Origin of the sequence: Pseudomonas sp. DG56-2, from assembly GCF_004803755.1 — a bacterium.
Classification (GTDB): Bacteria; Pseudomonadota; Gammaproteobacteria; order Pseudomonadales; family Pseudomonadaceae; genus Aquipseudomonas; species Aquipseudomonas auratipiscis.
Window position 1 is genome coordinate 4,583,198 of the sequence record NZ_CP032311.1, and the last position, 24,991, is coordinate 4,608,188.

The 24,991-nt window shown below is 59.8% G+C and carries 25 protein-coding genes and 1 pseudogene; 5 read left to right on the forward strand and 21 right to left on the reverse strand.

Annotated elements, in window-relative coordinates:
* The first annotated feature begins 51 nt into the window (after nucleotides 1-51).
* On the forward strand, nucleotides 52-720 hold the full coding sequence (locus tag D3Z90_RS21050) for a TetR/AcrR family transcriptional regulator (protein ID WP_256658265.1): 669 nt from the start codon (nucleotides 52-54) through the stop codon (nucleotides 718-720).
* On the opposite strand, the gene D3Z90_RS21055 is transcribed toward D3Z90_RS21050, so the two are convergent.
* Entirely contained in the window at nucleotides 721-1,500 is a 780-nt protein-coding gene (locus tag D3Z90_RS21055) for a class I SAM-dependent methyltransferase (protein WP_136477845.1), read from the reverse strand.
* A 94-nt stretch (nucleotides 1,501-1,594) separates the two neighbouring features.
* Between D3Z90_RS21055 and D3Z90_RS21060 the strand changes: the two genes are divergently transcribed.
* The gene (locus D3Z90_RS21060; RefSeq protein WP_136477846.1) at nucleotides 1,595-2,215 is read left to right on the forward strand and encodes an energy transducer TonB; all 621 of its coding nucleotides are present in this window, start codon (nucleotides 1,595-1,597) and stop codon (nucleotides 2,213-2,215) included.
* A 3-nt stretch (nucleotides 2,216-2,218) separates the two neighbouring features.
* On the opposite strand, the gene D3Z90_RS21065 is transcribed toward D3Z90_RS21060, so the two are convergent.
* From D3Z90_RS21065 to ppc, 7 genes are all read right to left on the reverse strand, one after another.
* Nucleotides 2,219-2,911, reverse strand: a complete 693-nt coding sequence (locus D3Z90_RS21065) for an extensin family protein (RefSeq protein WP_136477847.1) — start codon at nucleotides 2,909-2,911, stop codon at nucleotides 2,219-2,221.
* Nucleotides 2,912-2,917: 6 nt separating this feature from the next.
* Nucleotides 2,918-3,748 carry an oxaloacetate decarboxylase gene (locus tag D3Z90_RS21070; protein WP_136477848.1) on the reverse strand — a complete coding sequence of 277 codons (831 nt, stop codon included), beginning with the start codon at nucleotides 3,746-3,748 and terminating at the stop codon, nucleotides 2,918-2,920.
* 33 nt (nucleotides 3,749-3,781) lie between these two features.
* Nucleotides 3,782-4,651, reverse strand: coding sequence for a DUF72 domain-containing protein (locus D3Z90_RS21075; RefSeq protein WP_136477849.1), 870 nt, complete (start codon nucleotides 4,649-4,651; stop codon nucleotides 3,782-3,784).
* A gap of 3 nt (nucleotides 4,652-4,654) precedes the next feature.
* Nucleotides 4,655-4,942: a hypothetical protein gene (locus D3Z90_RS21080; RefSeq protein WP_136477850.1), complete on the reverse strand. Its 288-nt coding sequence runs from the start codon at nucleotides 4,940-4,942 to the stop codon at nucleotides 4,655-4,657.
* Nucleotides 4,943-5,071: 129 nt separating this feature from the next.
* The gene (tsaB, locus tag D3Z90_RS21085) at nucleotides 5,072-5,746 is read right to left on the reverse strand and encodes a tRNA (adenosine(37)-N6)-threonylcarbamoyltransferase complex dimerization subunit type 1 TsaB (protein ID WP_136477851.1); all 675 of its coding nucleotides are present in this window, start codon (nucleotides 5,744-5,746) and stop codon (nucleotides 5,072-5,074) included.
* 85 nt (nucleotides 5,747-5,831) lie between these two features.
* Entirely contained in the window at nucleotides 5,832-6,482 is a 651-nt protein-coding gene (adk, locus tag D3Z90_RS21090) for an adenylate kinase (RefSeq protein ID WP_136477852.1), read from the reverse strand.
* 253 nt (nucleotides 6,483-6,735) lie between these two features.
* On the reverse strand, nucleotides 6,736-9,363 hold the full coding sequence (gene ppc / locus D3Z90_RS21095; RefSeq protein WP_136477853.1) for a phosphoenolpyruvate carboxylase: 2,628 nt from the start codon (nucleotides 9,361-9,363) through the stop codon (nucleotides 6,736-6,738).
* 134 nt (nucleotides 9,364-9,497) lie between these two features.
* Between ppc and D3Z90_RS21100 the strand changes: the two genes are divergently transcribed.
* The 3 genes from D3Z90_RS21100 to D3Z90_RS21110 all read left to right on the forward strand — a co-directional run bounded on the left by D3Z90_RS21100 (nucleotide 9,498) and on the right by D3Z90_RS21110 (nucleotide 11,349).
* On the forward strand, nucleotides 9,498-9,842 hold the full coding sequence (locus D3Z90_RS21100; RefSeq protein WP_136477854.1) for a pilin assembly protein: 345 nt from the start codon (nucleotides 9,498-9,500) through the stop codon (nucleotides 9,840-9,842).
* Between the two features lie 253 nt (nucleotides 9,843-10,095).
* Entirely contained in the window at nucleotides 10,096-10,509 is a 414-nt protein-coding gene (locus tag D3Z90_RS21105; protein WP_136477855.1) for a DUF4398 domain-containing protein, read from the forward strand.
* A 51-nt stretch (nucleotides 10,510-10,560) separates the two neighbouring features.
* Entirely contained in the window at nucleotides 10,561-11,349 is a 789-nt protein-coding gene (locus D3Z90_RS21110) for an OmpA family protein (protein WP_136477856.1), read from the forward strand.
* A 64-nt stretch (nucleotides 11,350-11,413) separates the two neighbouring features.
* Here D3Z90_RS21110 and D3Z90_RS21115 read toward each other — a convergent pair whose 3' ends face one another.
* From D3Z90_RS21115 to D3Z90_RS21175, 13 genes and pseudogenes are all read right to left on the reverse strand, one after another.
* A complete protein-coding gene (locus D3Z90_RS21115) occupies nucleotides 11,414-11,743 on the reverse strand; it encodes a hypothetical protein (RefSeq protein ID WP_136477857.1) in 330 nt (109 codons plus the stop codon).
* Nucleotides 11,740-12,666, reverse strand: a complete 927-nt coding sequence (locus D3Z90_RS21120) for an alpha/beta hydrolase (protein WP_136477858.1) — start codon at nucleotides 12,664-12,666, stop codon at nucleotides 11,740-11,742. Before D3Z90_RS21120 ends, D3Z90_RS21115 begins: the two co-directional genes overlap by 4 nt.
* Entirely contained in the window at nucleotides 12,638-13,915 is a 1,278-nt protein-coding gene (locus tag D3Z90_RS21125; protein WP_136477859.1) for a flavohemoglobin expression-modulating QEGLA motif protein, read from the reverse strand. The genes D3Z90_RS21120 and D3Z90_RS21125 overlap by 29 nt, the downstream gene beginning before the upstream one ends.
* Before the next feature lie 24 nt (nucleotides 13,916-13,939).
* Nucleotides 13,940-14,485, reverse strand: a complete 546-nt coding sequence (locus D3Z90_RS21130; RefSeq protein ID WP_136477860.1) for a hypothetical protein — start codon at nucleotides 14,483-14,485, stop codon at nucleotides 13,940-13,942.
* A 28-nt stretch (nucleotides 14,486-14,513) separates the two neighbouring features.
* The gene (locus D3Z90_RS21135; RefSeq protein WP_136477861.1) at nucleotides 14,514-15,218 is read right to left on the reverse strand and encodes a TetR/AcrR family transcriptional regulator; all 705 of its coding nucleotides are present in this window, start codon (nucleotides 15,216-15,218) and stop codon (nucleotides 14,514-14,516) included.
* 111 nt (nucleotides 15,219-15,329) lie between these two features.
* Nucleotides 15,330-16,832 carry a lysine--tRNA ligase gene (gene lysS / locus D3Z90_RS21140; RefSeq protein ID WP_038614096.1) on the reverse strand — a complete coding sequence of 501 codons (1,503 nt, stop codon included), beginning with the start codon at nucleotides 16,830-16,832 and terminating at the stop codon, nucleotides 15,330-15,332.
* A 100-nt stretch (nucleotides 16,833-16,932) separates the two neighbouring features.
* A protein-coding gene (gene prfB, locus D3Z90_RS21145) for a peptide chain release factor 2 (protein ID WP_136477862.1) occupies nucleotides 16,933-18,028 on the reverse strand; the annotation gives its coding sequence in 2 pieces (ribosomal slippage) (nucleotides 16,933-17,955 and nucleotides 17,957-18,028; 1,095 coding nt in all).
* A 106-nt stretch (nucleotides 18,029-18,134) separates the two neighbouring features.
* Nucleotides 18,135-19,168, reverse strand: a pseudogene (locus tag D3Z90_RS21150) (diguanylate cyclase).
* 51 nt (nucleotides 19,169-19,219) lie between these two features.
* On the reverse strand, nucleotides 19,220-20,233 hold the full coding sequence (locus tag D3Z90_RS21155) for a chemotaxis response regulator protein-glutamate methylesterase (protein ID WP_136477864.1): 1,014 nt from the start codon (nucleotides 20,231-20,233) through the stop codon (nucleotides 19,220-19,222).
* Nucleotides 20,230-22,524: a hybrid sensor histidine kinase/response regulator gene (locus D3Z90_RS21160; RefSeq protein WP_136477865.1), complete on the reverse strand. Its 2,295-nt coding sequence runs from the start codon at nucleotides 22,522-22,524 to the stop codon at nucleotides 20,230-20,232. The genes D3Z90_RS21155 and D3Z90_RS21160 overlap by 4 nt, the downstream gene beginning before the upstream one ends.
* Nucleotides 22,521-23,186 carry a chemotaxis protein CheW gene (locus tag D3Z90_RS21165; RefSeq protein WP_136477866.1) on the reverse strand — a complete coding sequence of 222 codons (666 nt, stop codon included), beginning with the start codon at nucleotides 23,184-23,186 and terminating at the stop codon, nucleotides 22,521-22,523. Before D3Z90_RS21165 ends, D3Z90_RS21160 begins: the two co-directional genes overlap by 4 nt.
* The gene (locus D3Z90_RS21170) at nucleotides 23,183-24,457 is read right to left on the reverse strand and encodes a protein-glutamate O-methyltransferase CheR (protein WP_136477867.1); all 1,275 of its coding nucleotides are present in this window, start codon (nucleotides 24,455-24,457) and stop codon (nucleotides 23,183-23,185) included. The genes D3Z90_RS21165 and D3Z90_RS21170 overlap by 4 nt, the downstream gene beginning before the upstream one ends.
* Nucleotides 24,454-24,990, reverse strand: a complete 537-nt coding sequence (locus tag D3Z90_RS21175; RefSeq protein ID WP_136477868.1) for a chemotaxis protein CheW — start codon at nucleotides 24,988-24,990, stop codon at nucleotides 24,454-24,456. The genes D3Z90_RS21170 and D3Z90_RS21175 overlap by 4 nt, the downstream gene beginning before the upstream one ends.
* Nucleotide 24,991 lies beyond the last annotated feature (1 nt).

Below are 24,991 nucleotides of genomic sequence, written 5' to 3' on the forward strand. Positions count from 1 at the left end.
CGCTTCGTTATGACGATATCTGTCAGCCTCGCCATGCCCTGGCGATGTACCATGCTCACTTACCGGAATCTGTACAAGTCACCCATGCACAACGATCTCACCGCTCCCGTCGGCCCAGGCCGACCAAAGGATCTGGCAAAGCGCCAGGCAATTCTCGAGGCGGCCAAGCAGCTGTTTCTTACGCTTGGCTATGCCAGCACCAGCATGGATGCGGTCGCGACAGCGGCAGGTGTTTCAAAATTAACCGTCTACAGCCATTTCACCGACAAAGAAACGCTGTTCACCGCAGCCATTTCCGCCACGTGTACGGCGCAATTGCCCGAGCTGATCTTCGAGCTGCCCGACGGTGTGCCACTGGAGCAGGTGCTGCTCAACATCGGCTGCAATTTCCAGGCATTGATCAGCAGCGAACAGTCGGTGCAACTGACCCGCTTGATCATGACCCTCGGAAACCAGGACCCCAAGCTCAGCCAGATTTTTTTCGAGGCGGGCCCATTAAGAGTGTTGCGGGAAATGGAACTGTTGTTGCGCCGCGTCGATCAGCGCGGCCTGCTTCGTATCGAACACCCCGATAAGGCGGCGGAGCACTTCTTCTGTCTACTCAAGGGCGCACCGAACTATCGCCTTTTGCTCGGTTACGCCCCGCCGCTGGACGATGAAGCCGCCAAGGCTCATGTCGCAGAGGTGGTTGAAGTGTTCTTGCGCGCCTACCGCTCCTGATCACTTGAGGGCTTTTTTCGGGTAGATATCGTAGCGACTCGACTTGCCTTCCAAGCTGTGACTCGGCTTGGGCCCCTCAATGATTGGCGCCTTGCGCGGACGCTTCACCACTACCCGGTGACTGGCCAGCGCCAGGGCTGCCTCAAGCAGTGCAGGTGCGTCCAGGTCATCGCCAACCAATGGCCGGAACACCCGCATCTCCTTTTTCACCAGAGCGCTCTTGTCCCGGTGCGGAAACATCGGATCGAGGTAAATGACCTGTGGCGGCTCGCCCTGCCAGCTACCCATGCGCTCGATGGCGTTACCAGTGAGCAACTGCATGCGGGCCACAATGGGCCCCACCTCAGCGTCAGCCGCTGCCCGTGCCAGCCCATCCTCAAGCAGTGCAGCCACCAATGGTTGGCGTTCGATCAAGGTCATCTGACAGCCAAGGCTGGCCAATACAAAGGCATCCTTGCCAAGCCCTGCGGTGGCATCGAGCACCTGTGGTCGAACGCCTTGGGCAATGCCCACTGCCTTGGCGATCATCTGCCCGCTACCCCCACCAAAAACGCGTCGGTGCGCGGCGGCCCCCTCGACGAAGTCGACACGCACCGGGCCGGGGGCCTGTGGGCCAAGCTGCTGGATCTGCAGCCCGCTGGCACCCACCTGCACGGCGAACTCGGCGTGCACACTTTCCAGAGGCAGGCCCAGACGCTGTGCCCACTCTTGCGCCTTGGGTTGATAGTCGGCTGTCAGCGCCTCGACCCGGATACCGCCGTCTGCCAGTTGCTCCACCATCGAATCCTGTACTCAAAAAAATTAAATGATCGTCGGCCACTGCCGATATACGAAGTATTCGCTATTTTGCCAGACCTTACGGCCCGCGACTGCCATGACCGACATTCTTCAGCTCAGCTCAGGCTACTTATCGCCCGTAGGCGACTATGGCCGGCACAATACTCAGGCACTGGGCGGCGTCAGCCACCTGTGGCAGGATTTTTTTGCCCGCGCTCTGGCTGAGCAACACGCTGAAGTCGAACCGCAAGCAGCCCTCGAGATAGAGCAATTCGACAAGGCCACGGGCGAGCCCTTGGGTGGCAGCCAGCTGTTGGCGCACATCCACAGCCAGCGTCAATGCAATGTACTGGACACCGAGATCGCTCCACCCGAACCGCTGTTCCTGCCAATTGCCGAGTTCGAACCGCAGTTGCTGGAAAAACTGCCACCGCCGTTCGACGATGTCGAACTCATCGAACAACAGCGCCAGTTGGACATCAGCAATAGCTGGGTGCGCCCGGTGGTCATGAACCAGGGTCAGCCACTACCGGAACCTGGCCCGGGGCCGGCTCCCAAATCGCTGTTCCTGCCTATCGCCGAGTTCGAAATGGAGCTGCTAGACAAAGCACCTGAGCCGTTCGACGAGCCTACCCTGGTAGCCCAGCAATCGGCGCTGGACTTCGACACCCGCTGGGCTCGTCCGGTAGTACTGAACAACGTGCGCATCGCCGCCTGAGTCTCAGCGACAGATCTGCCAGAAGCCCATGTCCAAATGAAAGTGATTACGGTGGGCTGCGTTGTAGTCCGGCCCCAGAACCGTGTTGAAGCTGTCGCAGGCACTGGCATGAACATCCTTGAGAAAGCGCGCTTTGGCGCCCTCGCCCTGCCAGTCATTGATTAGATTGATACGCCGGCCATCCGCCAGGCGAAAGCCGGCTATGTCCAGCGCATTGGCCGTGGCATGCTGGCTGAGCCTTCCCTCTTTGCGGTTGTACATGTTGCGACAGGCAAAGCTGCCGAGATGATCGACTTGCACCACGGGCTGGGCAAATGCCCGCTGCGCGGCAGGCTGTAGCGCATGGCGTTCGAACAGGGCATAGGCAACCGCCAAGGGGCAACTGGCAAGAAAACTGCTGCTCAGGCGTACGGATGAACCCTCGACACGCACCACGTTCTGCAACGGGCACTGCGCTCCGGTCGCGCTGTCTGCTTGCGGGCGATAACGCAGATCGGAACTTGCCAGGGCTTGTGCACAGAGCTGCGGATTATCCTGCAATCGCCCAAGCTTATAAGGCGTCAGCAGGTTCGGTGGCTGGCGCACATCGAGCACCGCCCATGGATTCCAGGCATCCGGTACACGCCACCCCTGACGCCAGGCGTATACCGTTGCGCCGATCAACACCAGGAACAGCAGGACTACACCTTTACGCATACACGATCAACGCTGGAACAGCTGGTTCAAATGATCGAAAGGCAGCGCCTGATCGCCATAGCTGAACGTGCCTTGATTGAAAATCTCTTCGGCACCACGGTAAAACGCACCGTACGCAGCACGTGCCAGCGACGACCCGACGCTGATACGTCGCACGCCAAGGTCTTGAAGTTGATTAACGCTCAACGCCACGCCAGTCATGCCCATCAACACGTTGACAGGCTTGGGCGCTACAGCCTGCACCACGGCGCGAATTTCTTCCGCCGTGCGCAAACCAGGCGCGTAAAGCACGTCGGCGCCAGCTTCGGCGAACGCTTGCAGGCGCGCGATGGTGTCGTCCAGGTCCATGCGACCATGCAAAAGGTTTTCCGCGCGAGCACAGAGCATGAAAGGGAAGTCCAGGCTACGGGCCGCTGCCACGGCAGCTTCGACCCGCTCCACTGCGTGATGGAAGCTGTAGATCGGCTCCTCGGCATTACCACTGGCGTCCTCGATAGAACCGCCCACCAAGCCTGCCTGCGCGCCTTGCAAGATGGCCTCGGCACAATCCTTGGCACTGTCACCGAAGCCATTCTCCAGATCCGCCGCCACCGGCAGAGCGGTCGCATCGACTATAGCGCGCGCGTTTGCCAAGGTTTCCTCAAGACTCATGGCGCCTTCGGCGTCTGGGCGCCCCAAGGAGAACGCCAGCCCGGCACTGGTAGTCGCCAGCGCCTCGAAGCCGAGGCTGGCTAACAGTTTGGCGGAACCGGCATCCCAAGGGTTGGGAATGACAAACGCCCTGTCGCGTTCATGCAGGGCTTTGAAGGCTTCGGCACGTAGCGTTTGTACATCCATGATCATGGCTCCTGGGCAAATGACAGGAGGCGTTCACAGCAGACCGAGTTGTTCGGCCTCTGGCGCCCTGTCCAATTCAGGCAAGGCCGGCAAACCGGGCAAGCGTTCCATCAGGCCGCGATGAAAACGCTGAGCCAGGGCAGCGGCCAAGCGATTATCGGCAGTATGCAGGAAAACATAGGGGCTGCGACCCTCCTCGATCCAGGCGGCTACCTTGTCCAGCCAGGGCAACAGAAAGGGTTCGTTGGCCGCCAGCTCCGGGTGACCGATGAAACGCACCTGTGGATGCTGGCTGAAAGCAGTCGGTCGGGGTGGCACCCGTGGCTTTTTCGATTGGGCGTCGAGCACTCCCGGCGCCTGTGACGTACAACTGAACAAAGCGCGTGGATCGAGGCAGATTCGCTCGACACCGCGCCCCTGCAACAAGCGATTCAACGCGCGCTCTTCCTCGCCCCTGGCAAAGAATGCGCGATTGCGCACTTCTACCGCGATCGGTACATCGACCTCATCCAGAAAGGCTACCAGCTCGCCCAGGCGCGCTGGCGCGAAGGTTGCCGGCAATTGCAGCCAATATGGAGCAACGCGGGGCCCGAGTGGTTTGAGCAACTGGGTGAAGGCCTGAGCAGCCGTCAACTGATCCCGCAAGTCACCAGCGTGGCTGATGTCGCGCCCAAATTTGGCGGTGAAGCGAAAATGCGCGGGCATGATTTGTGCCCAGCGCTCGACGGTCGCCGGTGCCGGTCGGGCATAGAAGGTAGTGTTGCCTTCTACAGCGTTGAATACCTGACTGTACAGACTCAGCAGGTCGCCGGTTTTAGCGTCCGCAGGATAAAGATACTCACGCCAGGCGTTTTCACTCCAGGAGGGACAACCGAGAAAATAGGGAAGCGTGGACAGAATCATCCATCAAATGTACAGGTCCAGCCCCAGCACTTCCATCTCCCAATCGACAAAGCCCGCGGTGGTCAGGTAGCTGGCGAGGGCCTGGGCGGTGCGCTTGTTGCAAGCACGAGGAAAGATCATGTCCTGCTGGCGCGCGGGCACCCCCCCGGTGCGCGCTTGACCAGTGGTGGCTTGCGGCTGAACCTCGAATTCGCCGGGTAGATCCTCGTCCACATCGTCGCTGAGCACCGGCGCCCTGCGCGGGGTTCGCTTGATCGGGTAGGACTGTGAGGAAAAACCGTCGATGCGCATGGCGATCTCTCAGAAGCAATGATGGCAATTTAGCAGCATCAGAGTGCCTTCGCTAATGCCCGATTGATAACTGGACCACAGTTCGGGCAAAAGGTTTTATTTGCTCTGGAAATAGTAGACGAGCAGCCGTCAGCGCGCCTTTGGGGTCGCCACGTTATCGCGCAAATACACAGGCTGGGCGAGATCGGCAGCAATGGCCTCCCCGCGCTGCCAGGCAAAGGTAGCCAAGGTCAGCAAATCCACGGCGTGAGGCAACAGGCTTGCATCCTGTGCGCACAGTTTCACCCCTATGCGCTCGGCATAGCCCCAGCCGGTGCCTGCGCCAAACCACTCACCGCTGGCACCGGCAGGTAGCGCTGCGCGCTCTGGAGACAACACCGCTTCGCTGCCGATCAAACGCATCTCCCCTGCCGTTTCCTGGTAGCAACCCCAGTACACTTCGTCCATGCGCGCATCAATGGCTGCCGCAACCTGGCTCACACCCTGCTCGCGCAGCGCGCGCTGGGCCAGTACTGCAAGGTTGGAAACCGGCAGCACCGGCCGCTCCAGGGCAAAGGCAAGGCCCTGGACGACGCCAATGGCGATACGCACACCGGTGAACGCACCCGGGCCACGACCAAAGGCAATGGCATCGACCGCCGCCAGGGTGGTGCCGGCGTCCGCCAGCAACTGTTGGATCATCGGCAGCAGCTTTTGCGCATGCAGGCGTGGGATCACCTCGTAATGGCTGGAAACCTTGCCATCATGCAGCAAGGCAACGGAGCAGGCTTCAGTGGCGGTATCCAGGGCCAGCAAGGTGGTCATCGGGGGTTCCAGGCGAGAGAAAAAAGAGCGGCATTATAAACAACTACGGCCCGCAAGCGGGCCGTTGTCTGCTACCGAGTATCAATCAGCTCAGAGCAGCCAGTACCTTGGCGGTGATGGCATCAACCGAACCTACGCCTTCGATATGGGCGTACTTCGGTTTGCCGCCATTGGCAGCCGACAGCTTCTGGTAGAAGTCTACCAACGGCTTGGTCTGGTCATGGTAGACAGCGAGGCGATGACGCACGGTTTCTTCGGTGTCATCTTTACGCTGAACCAGCGCTTCGCCGGTTTCGTCGTCTTTGCCTTCAACCTTCGGCGGGTTGTAGACGATGTGGTAGACACGGCCAGAACCTTCGTGCACGCGGCGACCGGCGATACGCTGAACGATCTCTTCGTCTTCGACGGCGATTTCGACGACGGCATCAATTTCAACGCCAGCAGTCACCAGGGCTTCTGCCTGAGGAATGGTGCGCGGGAAACCGTCGAACAGGAAACCGTTCGCGCAGTCGGCCTGGGCAATGCGGTCCTTGACCAGGTTGATGATCAACTCGTCAGAAACCAGCTTGCCTGCGTCCATGATCGCCTTGGCTTCCAGGCCCAACGGAGTGCCGGCCTTTACAGCAGCACGCAGCATGTCGCCGGTGGAGATCTGTGGAATGGCGAATTTTTCGGTGATGAACTTTGCCTGAGTACCTTTACCGGCCCCGGGAGCTCCCAGCAGAATCACGCGCATATTGTGCTCCTCATTTTTGTAAGCAAATCAATGGAGTCGGCGCAGAGGGCCAAGTCCGGAATTGGGTCATGACCACAAATCGGTCAAAAGGCTGCTCAAGATACACAGCGGCTTCAAGCCACACAAGCGCTCGAAAGTCGGAAGAAAGCACACACACGCGCCATACAAAGCACAGGTTGCGCCGAGCGCAACCCATTGCTTTGCAAGCAATCTCCTCCTCGCTACGAGGCGAATCGCAGTGTTGCGCCTGAACTCAACCGGTATTGCGCAAACCTGCGGCAATGCCTGCCACAGTAACCAGCAGAGCCTGCTCCAATGGGCTGTCCAGAGCGGCTTCACGTTTGCGCGAACGTGCCAGCAACTCCGCCTGCAATAGATGCAGCGGGTCCAGGTAGGTATTGCGCAGCCGGATGAATTCCAGGGTCTCGGGACTGTGCGCCAGTAGCACCGGCTGCCCGGTCAGACCCAGTACCACACCACACGCCTGCGACAATAGGTCGCGCAAATGTGCACCCAAAGGTCGCAGCTCTGGTTGCACTAGACGTTCGTCGTAGGAGCGGGCAATTTCCGCATCGGCCTTGGCCAGGACCATTTCCAGCATGTCGATACGCGTGCGAAAAAACGGCCACTGCTCACGCATCTGCGCCAGCAGATCACCCTGACCGCGACGCAAGGCGTTGTTCAACGCGGCTTCCCAACCCAGCCAGGCTGGGAGCATCAAGCGGGTCTGTGTCCAGCCGAAGATCCACGGAATCGCGCGCAGGCTCTCGATGCCACCCGCACGACGCTTGGCCGGGCGGCTGCCCAAGGGCAAGCGTCCAAGTTCCTGCTCCGGGGTGGACTGACGGAAATACTCGACGAACTCGGGATTATCCCGCACCACGCCGCGATAGGCCTTGACCCCGTCGGCGGCCAACGCGTCCATCAACGTCCGCCAGGCTGGCTGGGGCGGCGGTGGCGGCAGCAACGTCGCTTCCAGCACTGCCGCCAAATACAGGTTCAGGTTCTGCTCGGCGATATCCGGCAGACCAAACTTGAAGCGGATCATCTCGCCCTGTTCGGTCGTGCGAAAACGTCCTGCGACCGATCCCGGCGGCTGCGAAAGAATGGCCGCATGGGCTGGGCCGCCGCCACGTCCAACCGTGCCGCCACGGCCATGAAACAGCAGCAACTCGACTTGCTGCTCACGGCAGATACGGACCAGCGTTTCCTGCGCCCGATACTGCGCCCACGCAGCTGCAGTGGTGCCAGCATCCTTGGCTGAATCGGAGTAGCCGATCATGACTTCCTGAGGACCGTGCAGGGCGCTGCGATAACCCGGCAGACCGAGCAGGCGCTCCATCACGGGACCTGCGTTATCCAGGTCCGCCAGCGTTTCGAAGAGTGGCACCACACGCATTGGGCGCAGTACACCGGCCTCCTTGAGCAGCAACTGTACGGCCAGCACGTCGGAAGCAGCACCCGCCATGGAGATTACATAAGAGCCCAGCGACGCAGCGGGTGCAGCGGCGATCTCGCGGCAAGTGGCAAGAACCTCGGCAGTTTCGGCCTGCGGCTGGAAATAGCCAGGCAGCAATGGCCGTCGGCTAGTGAGTTCTTGGGCCAGGAAGGCGATACGCTCATCCTCGTCCCAGTCGGCGTAGCGTCCCAGCCCCAGATACTCGGTGATCTCACTAAGCGCGGCGGTGTGCCGGGCAGCATCCTGACGCACGTCCAGGCGTACCAGGAACAGGCCAAAGGTAACCGCCCGGCGCAGGCAATCCAGCAGCGGCCCATTGGCAATCACACCCATGCCGCAGGCATGCAAGGACTCGAAACACAGGTGCAACGGCTCGAACAGTTCATGGTTGTCCTGCAGCACCAGCGGCGATGGCACCTGCGGCGACTTCAATGCGCTGTGCGCCCAGGCACGGGTTTCCCGCAAGCGGTCACGCAGCTGTTTGAGTATCACCCGATAGGGTTCGGCGCAGTCACCAGCCTTGGCCTTCAGGGCCTCGCTGGCCTGCTGCATGGACAGCTCGGCGGCCAGGGATTCGACATCACGCAAAAACAGGTCAGCGGCCATCCAACGCGCCAATAACAGCACTTCGCGGGTTACCGGCGCAGTGACATTGGGATTGCCGTCACGGTCACCGCCCATCCACGAAGCAAAGCGTATCGGCGCCGCTTCCAGCGGCAAGTGCAGGCCGGTGGCGGCGTGAAGCGCCTTATCGACCTTGCGCAGATGATGGGGAATAGCATGCCAGAGCGAGTGTTCGATCACCGCGAAGCCCCACTTTGCCTCATCGACTGGCGTTGGCCGAGTGCGGCGAATTTCTTCGGTGTGCCAGGCTTCAGCGATCAAGCGTTGCAGGCGCTGACGCACTTGTTCGCGTTCGGCAGGGATCAGGTCGCGATGATCCTGAGCAGCCAACTGCGCAGCAATCGCATCGTATTTTTGAATCAGCGTGCGACGAGCGACTTCGGTGGGGTGAGCGGTCAATACCAGCTCGATACTCAGCTTGCCGACCTGGCGCGCCAAGGCATCATCACTGTGCCCTGCCGCCTTCAGTCGCGCCAGCAATTCCGGCAGTACCCGCGCTTCGAACGGCTCGGGCTGACCGCTATCGCGCCGCCGTATCAATTGATATTGCTCGGCGATGTTGGCCAGGTTGAGAAACTGGTTGAACGCTCTCGCTACCGGCAACAATTCATCGTCAGCCAAGTCATTGAGGGTAGAGCTCAATTGCTCGGCCGCACCACTGCGATCAGCTTTGGCGCTGCGGCGGATTTCTTCGATTTTCTGCAGGAACGCCTCACCGTGCTGATCACGTATGGTGTCCCCCAACAATTCACCCAACAAATGAACATCTTCACGCAAGCGCACATCGATATCAGTCATCAGCCTTGTCTCCGGCATTCCTGGAAAACCGCTCTGGCTCCAGAGTGCCCCACTACCGGTCATGCTTCAAGGCAGACCAATGACTGCACAGTGACTACGCTGAAAACAGATCCTTGAGGATTGATGAGGTGATCATGAAAATCCGTGAGCTTGCCCAGCACTGGGAACAGAACGACAAGGGCCGTCTGAGCCCCACCGGTCATATCCTGCACCTGGACGTGGAATCCGCGGCGCGCCTGGCCGCGTTGGCAGAAATGTACCCCAAGCGGCGCCCCGAAGAATTACTCGGCGAGCTACTGGGTGCAGCGCTGGAAGAGCTGGAAGCCAGCTTCCCCTACATCCAGGGACAACACGTAATCGCCACCGATGAAGAAGGCGATCCGCTCTACGAGGACATCGGCCCCACTCCGCGCTTCCTCGCCTTGTCTCGTCGCTATCTGCACGACCTGAGCAGCCAGAAAGACGAACCGACCCACTGAAATCCCTCTTCCGCTCCGGTATCGGGCGCTCGCGCATGCGCCCGCGTACCCCGCGCACCGCTCGAAGTTCCGGCAAAAAAGCACTGACTGATCAGTCAGAAAAACCCGCTTTTTTGACGCACTTTTTTCTGAACTATTGAAAAAACACCTCGGTCACAGCCAGTAGCCATCACGGCAAAGCCCATCAGCCACCGAAGCTGACCGGACTGCCGATGGACTGTTACGGAATCTGTTGTTCATCAGGAGCGATCCAATGGAGTTGACCAGTATGAAGACCCATACCGCTAACACCTCACCCTCTCACCTGCGCGGGCTCAAACTGGCTGCGCTGGCACTGGGCAGCAGCCTGGTGCTGGCAGGCTGTGCCGGCAACCCACCCACCGAGCAGTACGCCGTCACCCAGTCGGCGGTCAACTCGGCAGTCAGCGCCGGCGGTACCGAGTTTGCCGCAGTGGAAATGAAGGCCGCCCAGGACAAGCTCAAGCAGGCTGAAATCGCCATGCATGACAAGCAATACGACGATGCCAAGCGCCTGGCCGAACAGGCCGAATGGGATGCACGTGTTGCCGAACGCAAGGCACAGGCCGCCAAGGCCGAAAAAGCCGTTCAAGATGCCCACGAGGGCGTTCAGGACTTGCGTGAGGAAGGCATGCGCAGCGCGCAGTGAGCGCTGCACTGTCGACCCAAGCATTCGTAATTGATCAAAGGATGAACCATTATGCGCAAACACATGATGATCCCCGCCCTGCTGGCGCTGAGCGTCGGTCTGGCCGCTTGCTCAACGCAGCCGAACGCCAACCTGGAATCGGCACGGACCAACTTCTCTACCCTGCAGAGCAATCCACAGGCCAGCAAAGTTGCCGCGCTGGAAACCAAGGATGCCCAGGACTGGCTGAACAAGGCCGACGCGGCCTACATGAACAAGGATGACGAGAAGAAGGTCGATCAACTCGCCTACCTGACCAACCAGCGCATTGAAGTGGCCAAGCAGACCATCGCTCTGCGCACCGCCGAAGGCAACTTGAAAGATGCCTCTGCCCAGCGCGCCAAGGCCCGCCTGGAATCACGTGATGCACAGATCCAGAAACTACAGGACAGCCTCAACGCCAAACAAACCGATCGCGGCACCTTGGTGACCTTTGGCGATGTACTATTTGATTTCGACAAGGCCAATCTGAAAAGCAGCGCCTTGCCCAATATCACCACATTGGCTCGCTACCTCCAGGAAAACCCTGACCGCAAAGTGATTGTCGAGGGCTACACCGATAGCAAAGGTAGCGCCAACTACAACCAGACGCTGTCCGAGCGTCGCGCAGCCTCGGTGCGCATGGCGCTGGTACGTGCAGGTGTCGATCCATCACGAATCGTTGCCCAGGGCTACGGCAAGGAATACCCCATTGCCGATAATGCGAGCAACTCGGGCCGTGCCCAGAACCGTCGCGTGGAAGTGACTATTTCCAACGACAACCAGCCCGTGGCACCGCGCTCGGTAAGCCAGGCGCATTGATGTAAAGCTGCATCGCAAAAGCAAGCCCGCCCCACGGAACCCAGTCCGTGGGGCGGGCTTGCCGTTACTGTTCGAGTTGCTGCGGCGTCTCTTGACCCAGGCAACGCACGGCCTGCTTCTTGTTGTCCACCAACACACCGGTCAGGCCTTTTTGCGACATATCGAACAACACCAGCACGCCATCGACACATTGAGCGACCTGGTTGGCCGGTTTGAGCGAAATCTTGTAATCCTCCCCCGGTATTGTCTTGAGCATGGTGAAATCCGACAGCAGCAGTGCATCTTCCGGCTTGGCAAAATGCAGGTAGCCGTAGTACCACAGCGCTGCAACGGTGCAGATGATGCTGCAGACACCGGTAATGATCAGGGGGACAGCGTTACGTTCTTCACTCATTGTGACGTCTCGTCAGGGTAATTAGGGACTTCGGCCAAACGCCGCAGCCCATTGAAATGTTCAGGATCTTGCAAAAAGCGCAGCATCACCTGCCGCCAGGTACGGTCGGCAAACGTCTGCACATGACCACCGCGGGTCAATTGCAACACCCTTGGCGGCGGCGCTGCCTGATACAGCTCAATGCCATTGGCCAGCGGCACAATAGGATCGTCGATACTGTGAAAGAACAACTTCGGCGGTGTCTTGAGCTGCGCAATCGAGTTGATTGCACTGTCGCTGTCAGGCACTAGCCACGACAGGGGTACTTGCAATGGCCATGTCACCCACGAATTGCTCAGGGCAAAGCGTCCGACCTGACGATAGCTGGCCGGCACGCCGTCAAACACCATCGCTTTGAAACGCTTGGCTTGCTCTGGGTTGTGCGCCAGGTAATGAATAGCCATGGAGCCACCCAGGCTCTGCCCCAGCAGTATTTGCGGCTTACCCTGCACCTGCGGGGCCTTGTCGAGCCAGTCCAGTGCTGCGGCGATGTCCTGATAGACTTCAGGCAGTGCCGGCTTGCCCTGGGACAAGCCGTAACCGCGGTAGTCCAGCAACAGTACCTGATAACCGTGTTCCGGAAGCCACCAACTGCCACCCAGATGCCAGGCCAGGTTGCCACCGTTGCCATGCAAGTGCAGAACCGTGCCCTTGACCTCGACCCCCGGCTTGGCTGGCAGCCACCAACCGTGCAGGCGCGTACCGTCAGCCGCGGTCAGGGCTACGTCACGGTATTCAAGCTTGGCTTTCTCGGGGGTGAACGGCTGGCCAGGCTCAGGGTAGAACAGCAGCGAACTGCAACCACCCAGTGTCAGCACCACCACCAGCAGCAAGCCCAGGGTTTTGCACCCCGATTCAGAGAATGTTCGAATAGTCGGCTTCAATCCGGTCCAGGCTCAGGTGGTTAAGGAAGTTGGAGAAGCACATCCAGGCCGATAGCGCGTTGAGGTCACGAAACTGTTCCGGCAAGTACTTGGGTGGTTCCACCAGGCCTTCATCGACCAATTGGCGCAATGTGCGCATATCCTCAAGCGTGGTCTTTCCGCAAAACAGCAACGGGATCTGTTCAAGCTTGCCCTTGCGCACGGCCAACTGAATATAGTTGTAAACCATGATGAAGCCTTTGAGGTAGGACAAATCCTTGGTAAATGGCAGCCCATTGGGTACCGATCCGCGGAACACTCGACTGGCATTGCCATAGCTCTCCGGCATGCCGAAGCCCTGGGCGCGGAAAAACTCGTAGACTTGCATGAAGTCGGCACCCTCCTCGACCATATGGATGGCCCGGGTGCGGTTCGTCAGTTTGCGCAGGCGGCTCGGGTAGGAAGCAAAAGCAATGACCTCCATGAGAATCGCCAGGCCTTCCTGTGTAACAGTCGACGAGGGCGGCCCCTTGGCCAGAAAGGTGCAGATCGGCTGGTTCAGGCCATTGAGTGTGGTGCCCACATGCACCAACCCTTCATGGACCTCCAGTGCACGCACGTCGCGGCTGTTGAACATCGCATCGGCGCGAATCTTGATGTAGTCGGCACCCGCTGCGGCGTCAGCGACGATACCGTCGGACTCGAACACCCGAATTGTGTCTTCGGCTTCGTTGAACACCTTGTTCAAACGCCTCTGCAGCATCTCGACGGCTTGTTTTGCCGTGAGGTTCTTCGGTTCATCCTTGAGGTCGCCTCGGCCGTCGATATTGTTCAGGTAATCCGAGAGCATCAACCCCAGGTCAGCCAGGGTCGGGTCGCCGGCGTGAAACGCATCGGAAGCGGCACCGTAAAGCTCCTGAGAAATCAGCCCGAAATCCTCGGTGCCGCGCGCTTCAAGCATGCGCACCACCATGCGGTACTCCTTGCACATGCGCCGCATGATCTGCCCAACCGGATTGAACTGGCCCAGTTGCCGGGTAATGTCACGCTCGATGTTCTGGAACTCGAGCTTTACTGCGCCAGAGTCGAACGACAACGGCCGGCCCTGGTAATAAGCCCGATCGACCGCGGGCATCTCCTTGCCCTTGGCCTTGAGAAACCCCTGGCGGATGCTGTCATCCCATTTCACCGCATCGAGCACGCGAATGGGCGTTTGTGCCAGGACAATGCGATCAGACAGGGCACGTATCGTCTGCTGGTACTCGTCCACCCTACTCTCCTTGAATTGACTCTTTTACTTGCCTGCCCGCTGGAACCGCGCCACTTCGATAAACAGGTCGGAGTTGGCCGGATCGTCAAGGTAGGCCAGGACCCGCTCGGCCGGGCTGTCGATCAGCACGCCTTCACCGTTGTCCTCCGGAACGTCATAGGTACGCCCGCTGAGCTCTTTCTTCTCCACGGCCTGGTTGACCTGCTCGACATCGAGGTTGTAGACCACCAGTTCCTTGCCATCGACGACCTCGAACCCGCCGATCAGGAAGTTTCCGCCGAGCCGCTTGGGTACACCCGCCGAGAGATACCAACGGTTGCCGTGGCGGGACACCGTGAACACGTACTCATCGCGCTTCTTGTCTTTGCCGATAGCCACCGCCTTGTAGGCGTCGCCACCGCTGCGACTGATCTGCAGGCTCAACGGTTCCCCCCAGGCGTCCTTGCTGATCCATTTGCCCAGCAGCGCCTTGGGCGCGGCCTCATTGGCCGGCATCGGCTCATTGAAGGTGACCAGACAACCGCCAAGCAGCAAAAACGACAATGCCAACAACAGACTTCTGGCTTTCATCGGGTTCTCCTTGAAATAGGGTCGCGGCTCACACGGCGGCCAGCACCAGATGCAAGTACCGAGTAAGGATAGCGAGCATCTGCGTATGCGCATCGACCTGTGAACTGTCGAGCAGGCCCTGATATTCCATCTGCTCGACAATCGCCGTCAACACCAGCGCATCCTGCTGCGGCTGACGCGAGCCGACAACCTCCAGCATCTGACAGGCGCCATGGAGCAGAATCTGCTCGTGCAGCTTGACCAGTTCGGCCAGACGCGGGCACAGCAATGCCTCCTGGCGAAAGGCCTGCTCGGCCATGAGAAAGTCACGCCGGTTGTGCAGTTGGCGCTGGACATAGTCGGCCATCATTTTCGCCACTTCATCGGCCAGGAGCGCGCGGCATGGCAGGCTTTGATCACCTTGAGAAAGCAACTGACGCAAGACCACTTCCGTGTGCTCCCACAGCTTTGCCATGTAAGCGGCGCTGCGCTCCACATACTGGGCAAAGGTATCGGTAAGCAGGTCTTCAATGTCATTGAAGTAATAGGTGGTCGCCGACAAAGGCACCCCGGCCTCGGCTGCTACAGCGCGATGACGTACACCACGAACGCCATCACGAACGACAATGCGCATGGCTGCATCGAGAATATCCTGCCGACGCTGCTCGCTGCCCTGGCGACTGGCCTTTCGGCCTTGATATCGAACACTTTCGGCCACGGCGGTTGCTACGCCAGCGGCGCCTTGATGGGCCATTGTCACGGGATACCTCGGGAAGTTTGGATAGTGGAGCGTTCGACGACGCTGCATTCGCGCTTGCAGCTCAATAAAAAACCGCCTGAAAAGGCGGTTTTTTCATTGCTCCCCTCAGGCTTGTGGGCGCATGTGCGGGAACAGAATAACGTCGCGAATCGACGGCGAGTTGGTCAGCAGCATCACCAGACGGTCGATACCGATACCCTCACCCGCGGTTGGCGGCATGCCATATTCCAGGGCGCGGACGAAATCTGCATCGTAGTGCATGGCTTCGTCGTCACCGGCGTCCTTGTCGGCAACCTGCGCCATGAAGCGCTCGGCCTGGTCTTCGGCATCATTGAGCTCGGAGTAGGCGTTGGCAATCTCACGGCCACCGATGAACAGCTCGAAGCGATCGGTAACGTTCGGATTCTCGTCGTTGCGACGAGCCAATGGCGAGACTTCGAACGGGTACTGGGTAATGAAGTGAGGCTGCTCCAGCTTGTGCTCGACCAGTTCTTCGAAAATCATCACCTGCAGTTTGCCCAGACCTTCGAAACCAAGGACCTTGGCACCGGCTTTCTTGGCGATGGCACGAGCCTTGTCGATGTCGTTAAGGTCGTCGGCAGTCAGCTCAGGGTTGTACTTGAGGATCGAGTCGAATACCGACAGACGCACGAATGGCTCGCCGAAGTGGAACACCTTGTCGCCATATGGCACGTCGGTGCTGCCCAGAACCAGCTGCGCCAGCTCGCGGAACAGCTCTTCGGTAAGGTCCATGTTGTCTTCGTAGTCGGCGTAGGCCTGGTAGAACTCGAGCATGGTGAACTCGGGGTTGTGCCGGGTCGAAACACCTTCGTTACGGAAGTTGCGATTGATCTCGAAAACTTTCTCGAAGCCACCCACCACCAGGCGCTTGAGGTACAGCTCCGGCGCGATACGCAGGAACATGGCCATGTCCAGGGCGTTATGGTGGGTTTCGAACGGCTTGGCCGCTGCACCACCCGGGATGGTCTGCAGCATTGGCGTTTCCACTTCCAGGAAGTCGCGCTTGATCAGGAAGTTGCGGATATGGTTGATGACCTGGGAACGCACGCGGAAAGTATCGCGCACTTCTTCGTTGACCATCAGGTCGACATAACGCTGGCGATAGCGCTGCTCGGTGTCGGTCAGGCCATGGTGTTTGTCGGGCAGCGGGCGCAGCGACTTGGTCAGCAGGCGCACGTTGGTCATCTCGACATACAAGTCGCCTTTGCCGGAACGCGCCAGGGTACCTTCGGCGGCAATGATGTCACCCAGGTCCCAGGTCTTGACCGCGGCCAGGGTTTCTTCCGGCAGGGTCTTGCGGTTGACATAGACCTGGATACGACCGGTCATGTCCTGGATCACCATGAACGAGCCACGGTTGAGCATGATGCGCCCGGCAACCTTGACCGGAATCGCTGCAGCTTCCAGCTCTTCCTTGGTCTTGTCGACATACTGTTTCTGCAGGTCGTTGCAGTAGCTGTCACGGCGGAAGTCGTTGGGGAAGGCATTGCCCTTGGCACGCTCTGCGGCAAGTTTTTCCTTGCGCAAGGCGATCAGGGTATTTTCTTCCTGTTGCAGGTCTTGCGGGTCGAGTTTTAGGTCGCTCATGTCGTCACATCTTCCATCACAGGTTCATTGTCCCAGGCTCGGGCCTGGGATCGCGGGGCAAGCGCTACAGGAGCGCTTGCCCGCGGCATCGGTGTCGCGGTTACAGCCCCTGCTTGAGGCTGGCTTCCAGGTATTCGTCGATATCGCCGTCGAGCACCTTGTCGCAGTCGCTGCGCTCGATGTTGGTGCGTAGATCCTTGATCCGCGAGGCGTCAAGCACATACGAACGGATCTGGTGACCCCAGCCAATGTCCGACTTGCTGTCTTCCAGGGCCTGGGACGCCGCATTGCGCTTTTGCATTTCCAGCTCGTACAACTTGGCCCGCAGCATTTTCATGGCGGTGTCTTTGTTGGCGTGCTGGGAACGTTCGTTCTGGCAACTGACCACGGTGTTGGTCGGTACGTGGGTGATACGGACGGCCGAGTCGGTGGTGTTAACGTGCTGGCCACCGGCACCCGAGGAGCGATAGGTGTCGATACGCAGGTCCGACGGGTTGATATCGATTTCGACTTTGTCGTCGATCTCAGGGGACACGAACACCGCCGAGAACGAGGTGTGGCGGCGGTTGCCGGAGTCGAACGGGCTTTTACGTACCAGGCGGTGCACACCAATTTCGGTGCGCAACCAGCCAAAGGCATATTCGCCTTTGATGTGCACGGTAGCGCCTTTGATCCCGGCGACTTCACCGGCCGACAGCTCCATGATGGTAGCGTCGAAACCGCGTTTGTCAGCCCAGCGCAGGTACATGCGCAAGAGGATGTTGGCCCAGTCCTGGGCTTCGGTACCGCCGGAGCCGGCCTGGATATCCAGGTAGGCGTTGTTCATGTCCATTTCACCGCTGAACATGCGGCGGAATTCCAACTGCGCGAGAGAGGCCTCAAGGCCTTCAAGCATCTCGACGACATCGTTGACGGAGCTTTCGTCGTTTTCTTCGACAGCCATGTCGAGCAATTCGCGCGAGTCGGCCAGGCCACTGGCCATTTCGTCGAGCGTGTCGACGATCTGCGCCAGCGCAGCGCGCTCGCGGCCCAGCTCCTGGGCGTATTCAGGCTTATTCCAGACGCTAGGGTCTTCAAGCTCACGGTTGACTTCGATCAGGCGCTCATGCTTGTGATCGTAGTCAAAGATACCCCCGAATAGACTCGGAACGCTCGGTCAGGTCCTTGATGGTATTCAGGATTGGTTGGATTTCCATGGGCGGGCGGCTCTCGTGCGTAATCTGTAGAAAAGCCGGAGAGTATAACCGAGTCTGGAACCCGACGGCAGCCCGTCGGGCGGTTGTTGCACAAGGATCTGCATCGCTAAATCGGGGCTGGCACCAAGGCCTGCCTCATGCCACGCCAACCTGGTTGCGACCATTGTTCTTGGCCAGGTACAAGCCTTTGTCTGCCGCCGAAATCAGCTGCCGACAATGGCTGCCAATCGCAGGCGTGAGGGTAGACAAGCCGATACTCACCGTCAGGCTGGCGTCGGCGACCGGCATGTTGTGCGCGATGTTCATCCCGACCACGATCTGGCGCAGTTTTTCCGCTACCAGGCGCGCGCCACCCGGCGAGGTGTTGGGCAGAACCAGGGCAAACTCTTCGCCACCATATCGCGCGGGAAGATCGGTAGGACGAGCGCAGGAGCCGCGAATGGCCTCGGCAACCTTGCGCAGCGCCTCGTCGCCGGCCAGGTGCCCGAACGTGTCGTTGAATGCCTTGAAGTAATCGACGTCGATCATGAGCAGCGAAAGCTGAGCCTGCTCGCGCATCGCCCGGCGCCACTCAAGCTCCAGATACTCATCGAAATGACGACGATTGGACAGGCCAGTAAGGCCGTCGGAATTCATCAAGCGTTGCAGCACCAGATTGGTATCGAGCAACTGCTGCTGGCTCACGCGCAAGGCGCGATACGCCTCGTCGCGCTGCAACAAGGTCAGGTATGAGCGCGAGTGGTAGCGAATTCGCGCTACCAACTCGATGTTATCGGGCAGTTTGACCAGGTAGTCGTTGGCGCCGGCGGCAAAGGCTGCGCTTTTTACCAGCGGGTCTTCCTTGGTCGACAGAACGATGATCGGAATGTCCTGGGTTGCCGGATTGTTCCGGTACTCACGCACCAGCGTCAGACCGTCGAGCCCGGGCATGATCAAGTCCTGGAGAATCACCGTTGGTTTGATCTGCACAGCTTGTGCAACGGCCTGATGAGGGTCGGCACAGAAGTGGAAATCGATGTTCTCTTCATGCGCCAGCCCACGCCGCACCGCCTCACCGATCATTGCCTGATCGTCGACCAGCAGGACCATTGCCGAATTTTCATTGGCGGCCGGAAAACCGTCGAGCGGTAAATCATTCATGCGTTGTCACCTGGTCACTGCCGGAGGTCCGGCGTGGCGAAATACATATCGTCATTTTGGAAAAAATTCCATCAATCGTGCAGCAATTCGCTCCAGAGGGCGAATTTCCATGGCCGCATCTATCGCAGCCGCGGCCTTGGGCATGCCGTAAACGGCGCTGCTGTATTGGTCCTGAGCGATGGTCAGGAAGCTTTGCTGGCGCATCAATTTCAGACCTTGGGCACCGTCGCGGCCCATCCCGGTCAAGAGCACGCCTATTGCGTCCCCGCGCCAGTAACGGGCAACGCTTTCAAAAAATACATCAATCGAAGGCCGGTAGATTTCGTTCACCGGTTCTGCGGTGTAAGCCAGGGTGCCGTTCTTGAGCAGGCGAATGTGGTGGTTGGTGCCGGCCAGCAGTACCTGCCCTGGTTGCGGCGCTTCTCCCTCACAGGCCAAGCGCACGGTCAAACCCGAGGCGCTACTGAGCCATTCGGCCATGCCCGCGGCGAATACCTGATCGACGTGTTGCACCAGCACGATAGCGGCAGGAAAATCCCGCGGCAAACCTTTGAGCAGCACTTCCAGAGCCGCAGGACCACCGGCAGAGGAGCCAATGGCAACCAGCTTCTGGCGCTGCGCGAGTTCGCGCGCGGGCGCCGTCATGGGCTGCGGGGTGTTGCTGCGTTGTTGGCCGATCAACCAGCCGATATTGAGGATTTTGCGCAGCAGCGGCGCTGCCGCTTCCTTGGGATCACCCGCTCCCAACGCCGGGGTGTCGACCACGTCCAGCGCGCCATGCCCCATGGCTTCGAATACGCGGTGGACATTCTGCTGACGGTCCACGGTGACAATCACAATGGCGCAGGGTGTCTCGGCCATAATTCGCCGGGTGGCCTCTACACCATCCATGACAGGCATGATCAGATCCATCAGGATCAGGTCCGGCGTCTGTCCGGCACACATCTTCACGGCTTCGGCACCGTTGCTGGCTACCCAGATGACCTGGTGCAGTGGCTCGAACGCTAGCGCCCGGCGCAGAGTCTCCACCGCCATGGGCATGTCGTTGACGATAGCGATCTTCATCCCTGGGCTCCCCCGATCAACTCGACCACAGCATCAAGCAAGGCATCATCATGGAAACTTGCTTTTGCCAAATAGTAGTCGGCTCCAGCGTCCAGTCCACGGCGACGATCTTCTTCACGATCCTTGTAGGACACCACCATGACTGGCAGCGATTGCAGGCGGCTGTCGCGACGCAACAAAGTGACCAACTCGATACCATCCATCCGCGGCATGTCGATATCGGTAATCAGCAAATCGAAATCCTCACCACGCAGCGCGTTCCAGCCGTCCATGCCGTCAACCGCCACCGCAACTTCATAGCCGCGATTGCTCAACAGCTTGCGCTGCAGTTCGCGCACGGTCAGTGAGTCATCAACCACCAGGATGCGCTTGCGCGCCGCCTCGCGAGTATTGCGGTGACCACGTTCGATGCGCTCCAGACGGCCAGTGCTGAGCAACTTCTCGACCGAGCGCAACAGATCTTCGACGTCGATGATCAACACCACACTGCCATTATCCAGCAGGGCCCCAGAGGAAATATCCTGGACTTTACCCAACCGCGCATCGAGCGGCATAACCACCAACACCCGCTCGCCGACCAGGCGTTCGACGGCCACGCCGTAGAGCATGTCTCGCTCGCGGATAACCACTACTTTAATCGTCGGCGCATCAGTCTCGGTCGGCGGCCGATTGAGCAACTGATTGGCCGCGACCAAGCCGATATGCCGACCTTCATGCCAGAAATGCTGACGCCCCTCTATCTGTACGATGGCCTCAGGGGGCAGTTCCAGGGTTCGCTCGATGTGCGCCAGCGGAAAGGCATAGGCTTCCGCGCCGACTTCCACAACCAGACTGCGCACGACCGAAAGGGTCAGGGGTACTTCCAAGTGAAAACAGCTGCCCTGCCCGTTAGTCTGGGTCAGCACGATAGACCCGCGCAGTAGTCGGACCATATGCTGCACTGCATCCAGGCCAACGCCACGCCCGGAAACCTCGGTCACCTTGTCACGCAGACTGAAGCCCGGCAGGAACAGGAAGGTCAGCAACTCGGCTTCGCTCATCTGCGCCACGGTTTCAGCAGGGGACAACTGCCGCTCGATAATGCTCTGACGCAACCGCTGCAGGTCGACGCCGCCGCCATCATCACTGAGTTCCAATACCAGCAGGCCAGCCTGGTGCGAGGCCCGCAAACGGATATGGCCTTCCGCCGGTTTACCTGCCAACAGCCGCCGCTCGGGCAACTCGATACCATGGTCGACTGCATTGCGTAGCAGATGGGTCAACGGCGCTTCGAGCTTTTCCAGGACATCGCGATCAACCTGGGTCTTCTCGCCTTCGATCTCCAAACGAACCTGCTTGCCCAGCGAGCGCCCCAGGTCTCGGACCATTCGGCTTTGTCCGGTCAACACATCGGCAAACGGGCGCATGCGGCACGCCAGAGCTGTGTCATAAAGCAGTTGTGCGCGTTGGCTGGCTTGCCAACCAAATTCGTCCAGGTCGGCTGCCTGTTGCAGAAGAATCTGCTGGGTTTGTGCAAGGAGTTGCTGGGCCTGGGCCAGCGATTCCTGAACTTCCGGACTCTGGCCGCTGGCCTCCAGTTGGATCTTGAGCCCGTCCAGGGCCCGGATGCTTTGGCTGTGCATACGCTTGAGGCGCTGCAGCGTGGCCAGGTAAGGCTTGAGCCGCTGGGTTTCGACCATCGACTTGCTGGACAGATCGAGCAAGCTGTTCAGGCGCTCGGCAGTTACCCGCAATATCCGTTCACCGCCTTCAGCGGCGCGCTTGCCGCTGCGCTTGCTGGCGACCTCTGGTTCGGCGTCAATGCTTGAGGGCTCCACTACCGGTTCAGCTATCGCTTCTCTCGGCTGCGGCTCCGATGCAGTGACAATCGGCGCCGCCGGTGCCCCCCTCGCTGGCGCAGCAGAGGGGTCGAGCAGAGCCGCCATTTGCAGGAGAAAAGCCTGTACCGCAGGTTCCAACGTGGCATCGCCAGGCGTGGCAATGCGCATCAATAGATCAGTGCCCTGCAACAACGCATCGATGTGTTCAGCGCGCAAGCGCAGGCGCCCTTCCTGAGCGCCGACCAGGCAGTCTTCCATCACATGCGCAACGCTGACCCCGGCGTCGACGCCAACGATTCGCGCTGCGCCCTTGAGCGAGTGAGCTGCACGCATGCAGGCTTCCAACTGGTCAGCCTGGGTTGGGTTGCGCTCCAGCGCTAACAGACCGGCGCTGAGCACTTGGGTCTGAGCTTCGGCTTCCAGGCTGAACAACTCGAGCAAGGACGCGTCCCGCATTTGCTCTGGGGTCATGAAAGGCTCCGGTTCACAGCAGAAAGCACCTGTTCTTCATCCAGCACCCGCACACTGCGCTCGCGCCACTGCAGGACGGCAGCGGTAAAACGTGCTGCCTCGCTGTGCTCGTGGTGCACAAGTTCCGGGTCAATACCGTGGATACCATCGACTTCATCCACACGCACCACCACCGAACCGCCAGCAGCGGCCAGGATCAACATACGCGGCATGATTCTGCCCGAAGCATTGACCTCAGCCTGAACTTCCAGGCCAAGCAGGTCTGCCAGTGACAGGCACGGCACCAGGGCGCCACGCACATTGGCTACGCCCTGCAGCACTCGCGAACGTTGGTGAGGCAGTGAATGCACTGGCTGCAGCGGCGCGACCTCGACCAGACAACGGGTAGCCAGTGCCAGCCACTCTTCACCGAGCCGGAACAGCAGCATCGAGCGAGTGGCCCGCCGCTCCTGAACCTGAACCTGCTGGTGGGCGTCCTGGGACAACGAATAACGGTCCAGCAATCGCGTCGCAGCACTGGCATAGACATCGCAGTTGCGGCAGTGAATGTGCTCGACCAACAACGGGCAACTTTTATCGCCGCGCACACCGATACGATTCCAGCAATCATCGATTGCACTGGCATCGGCGGCAACGAGTTGTACCTGATCATCAGTGATCATTGTTCAGACTCCCGATCCGCTCGCCGCGCAGCGCGCTCCTGCAGACGACGCGCGCCAGCAACATCGCCCTGGGACGCCAATAATGCTGCCAGATGTGCCAGTGCCTCGGCATGCTGCGGGTCGAGGTAGAGCGCTTTACGATAGTGGCTGAGCGCCTCGCCCGCATCACCTGCCGTATCACTGAGCAGCCCAAGCCAGTAGAACACCTCGGCATGCGGCGGATACTGCTGCAAGTAGCGAGCACAGGCAGCCCTGGCCTCGGCACTGCTGCCGCTGTTGGCCAGCCGGGTGATCTGCGCCAGCAACTCGACACGGCTGTCTGCCAGCGCGGCCTGGGCAACCGCCGGCGGTGCAACGATCTTGAGTTTACGCGCGGGTACAGGCAACGGTGCGAGCACGCTTTTGGCCACCGGCGATGGCGGCATAGGTGGCAGTAGCGGTTTGCTGGAAAACAGCGGCGCAGGCTCGATGATTTCGGCCTGGCGCATATAGGCAAAGGATTGTGCGATACCCAGCGGGCGCATGCCCATGCGCGCCAGCAAGCTACCTTCGGCCGGACCGATAAACAGCACACCCTCCTCGTGAATCAAACTCTTGAGCACCTCGAAAACCCGTTTCTGGGTGGGTACGTCAAAATAGATCAACAAATTGCGGCAGAAGACAAAATCATAACTGCCTTGCAGGCTGAGCAGCGCTGGGTCGAGCACATTGCCGACTTGCAGTTTGACCTGTTGACGCACTCGCTCGTGTAGTCGGTGTCCCTCCTGGCTTTCATCAAAATGCCGCTGACGAAATTGCAGATCCGACCCGCGAAACGAGTTCCGCCCGTACAGGCCTTGCTCAGCCCGGTTTATCGAGATTGGGCTGATGTCCATGCCGTCGACACGAAACGCGTGCGCGCCAAGCCCGGCATCCAGCAGGGTCATGGCAATCGAGTAAGGTTCCTCTCCGGTGGAACATGGCAGGCTGAGAATGCGCAATGGACGCGCCCCAGCCAGCTCGACCAAACGCTTGCGGGCAAGGCTCGCCAATGCCGAAAAGGACTCCGGGTAACGGAAAAACCAGGTCTCGGGGACGATCACTGCCTCGATCAGCGCCTGTTTTTCCTCACTCGACTGCTGCAGCCGCAGCCAGTAGTCGTCCAGATCGATCGCCGCTACTGCAGCGCAACGCTGGCGCAATGCGCGCTCGACCATCGAGGTGCCGACCGAAGCGACATCCAGACCGATGCGCTCCTGCAGAAAACGAAAAAAACGTTGTTCATGACTCATGGCTGTTCCCCGTGCACAGACACCTGCTCTTCAGGCAAGGGGTACAGCAAGGCACGTACCTCGTCGCTGAGCAGGTCCTGCACGCTGATGCGCTGCACCAAGCCCTGAGCATCCTCGCGCACCGGCCCAAGGTAGCGAGCCTGATGGTTATCCACACCGTAGGGTTGGAACGCTTGCGGCGAGCAACGCAAGGTGTCGGTGGCCTGCTCAAGAATCAACCCCAGCAATCGCTCGGGCTGCAACGGGTCGTTACGGTAATGCACCAGCACAAGCCGTGTACTGGTACGCACCGGGGCAGGCACTCCGAAGCTCAAGGCGCCGACGTCGATTACCGGCACCAATGCGCCGCGGTGAGCCAACACCCCGGCAACCCAGGTTGGGGTATGGGCCAGAGGTTTGAGCGGCAGCCGCGGCAAGACTTCGGCAATTTCATGGGCGTCGAGCGCAAAGCGCTGCTCACCCATACGGAACAACAGGTACAACGTGCCGTGAGCGATCATGTGCTGGCTACGATCAAGCTTGAAGTCAGTCATC